1 protein-coding gene and 1 tRNA gene are annotated in these 2,390 nt (G+C 58.7%); both read right to left on the bottom strand.

Features of this window, described 5'->3' with window-relative positions:
• The coding region (gene ltrA, locus BLP95_RS16560) for a group II intron reverse transcriptase/maturase (protein ID WP_089681253.1) at nt 1-1,553 on the bottom strand (1,553 nt) is incomplete at its 3' end.
• Between the two features lie 31 nt (nt 1,554-1,584).
• Nucleotides 1,585-1,658 (bottom strand) — tRNA-Gly (locus BLP95_RS16555).
• Nucleotides 1,659-2,390 lie beyond the last annotated feature (732 nt).

Raw genomic sequence — 2,390 nt, 5'->3', positions numbered from 1 at the left:
TTGTCCAGCTTGTCGCTCCCCCCGTGGCACTTCCAGACCTTGTGATGAACGTCCCACCGGGTCTCGGTCGTGATGGGTTGGGCGCAGACTGGGCACTTACCTTGCTGCCTTTTCCAGACCGTGTTCAGCTTTGGAATCGCGTTTGCGAGCATCTGGCGTTTCACCAGTTTCTCGAAGTACTCCTCGTCAGCTGGGTCGTAGAGGTTGGCGTCAGACTTGATCTTGACGTGTCTGCAGCACTTCACCTCGGACAGTAGGAACAGCTTGTGCTCCCCTTCGCTGAACACCCAACTCCGGGAGCCTTTACGCGACCAGTATCGGGCGCGAATCCAGCGTTTCCCTTTGTTGGGATGTCTGCGGTTGGCCCATCTCCATAGCGCCTTCCAGACCATGTGGTCCATCTGGTTGAAGATGCGCGTAGCAGCCACATTCTTGTGGTATTGAGCCCAGCCCCGGAGGATTGGGTTCAGCTCAGCTATCAGGCTGATCTGCTTGGACGTCCGATGCTTATGGACGACCGTGCGAACCTTCGCGTACAGGCGCTTACGGCTGGTTTTCGACGGGGTCATTCTCCAGTCCTGACCGAACTTCCTGAAGGTCCACCCCAGGAAGTCGAAGCCCTCATCGATGTGAGTGATCTTGGTCTTTTTCTCGGAGAGCTCCAGCCCTCGTTCCTTGAGAAATGCCTTGATCAGACGCCTGGCTCTTTCCACGACCTCTTGCGAGGACCCGGTCACGATCCAGTCATCGGCGTATCGGATGAAGTTCACCTTGCTTCGGCGTGTGAAGTTCTGACTAAGCAGTTCCCCCATGCCGTCCAGTGCAAGATTTGCCAGCACAGGGGAAATGATGCCCCCCTGTGGCGTTCCGGCTACCGTAGGGTAGGGCCGGCCCGCGTCCACGACACCTGCCTTGAGCCACTGCTTCAGCACGTTCCTGTCGATGGGGACGTGCTTCAGTAGCCACTCGTGGCTGATGTTGTCGAAACAGCCTCGGATGTCGCCTTCCAGTACCCATTGCGGAGAACTGGGTCGGGACAGTGCATTGCAGCACTGGGCCATTGCGTCCTTGGTAGAACGGTTGGGCCGAAATCCGTAGGAGTTGAGGTCACCCGTCGTCTCGCTTACAGGTTCAAGCGCTAGCAGGTGCAGAGCCTGCATGGCGCGGTCTTTCATGGTCGGGATGCCGAGAGGGCGCTTCCCGCCATTGGCCTTGGGGATATGCACTCGCCGCATGGGTTTGGCCCTATAACCCCTGACGTGCAGGGTCTTGACGGCCAGCCACTTGGCTTCTGGCGTTGACCACGTCTCCCCGTCAATACCGGGGGTCTTGCGGCCACGGTTTTCAGTCACTCGTTTGACGGCAACAGCCTTCGCACTCGTTGACCTTGTGATCAGACGCTGGAGCTGTCTGACCTTGCGCCAGTTACACTCCTTGGTCGCCTTCGCTATTCGAACTTGTAGCCTCCTGACCCTTTGGTGTGCCTGACGCCACTCGATGTGGTGCCACGCATGCCATTGGGGGGAGACGACATCACGATGGGACGTGTCCATATCTGCCTCCACTTGGATAGAAGATCCAGAGTGGAGCGGGCGATGGGAATCGAACCCACGTCACTTGGTTGGGAACCAAACGCTCTACCATTGAGCTACGCCCGCCCATAGGGCAGATACATCTCCCCCAAGAGGGCGATGATCCGCCCTCTCTGGGGGTTGCTACAGTGGTCGGTCTAGCGACGAACCACCTGGTGGAAGTCTGCAGCCTTTCGGCTCGGGGCCATCGTTTCATCCCCTATCCGGCCCGTTACAGGCCGGCATTCGCTTTCTCCACCATCCTTTAACCGCTACGGCATCGCTTCGCCTTGCGGCTCGCTAGTCCCCGAGGGGACACCGTGTCGGTCTTACCCAGTTCCGTGTCAGCAACACGGATCGGGAGGGTTCCGTCATTGCGCCGGTGGTCATGATGCCAACGTAGGGTAACCAAGCTATACCCTAACCGACCACAGACAGGCCACTTATCCGCCTAAGCCTGCTTAGCTTGACGACGCTTTTGAACGGTTCGCTTACGCTAACCCTTCGATCCAGCCTAGCATCTCACTTGCTTGCGGAAGCAAGATCCCAGCTGTCCCCTCGCGGGGTCAGCTGGACCCCGAGAGGGTGATTACATTGTCAGAGCGCTTCGCACCGGGCCGTTACCAGCCCCGCACTGCTCCTAGGCTACAGGTGGTTGGACACCTGGTCCGCTCCCGGCAAACCGGTCGGACAATTGCTACACACGGCTTGAGGCCGCGTTGCCCGCAGTGTTGCCGGGCTAGGTATAATGCCGATTTCCTCAGATCTCAACGTGCCTGAGAAGGCCTGACGTACCTACGCGACCGAGCTGGTCGCACG

Source organism: Halomonas shengliensis (assembly GCF_900104135.1).
GTDB classification, from domain to species: Bacteria; Pseudomonadota; Gammaproteobacteria; order Pseudomonadales; family Halomonadaceae; genus Halomonas; species Halomonas shengliensis.
Note: the sequence above shows the minus strand (reverse complement) of the source record. Positions and strands in the feature narration are given on the sequence as shown.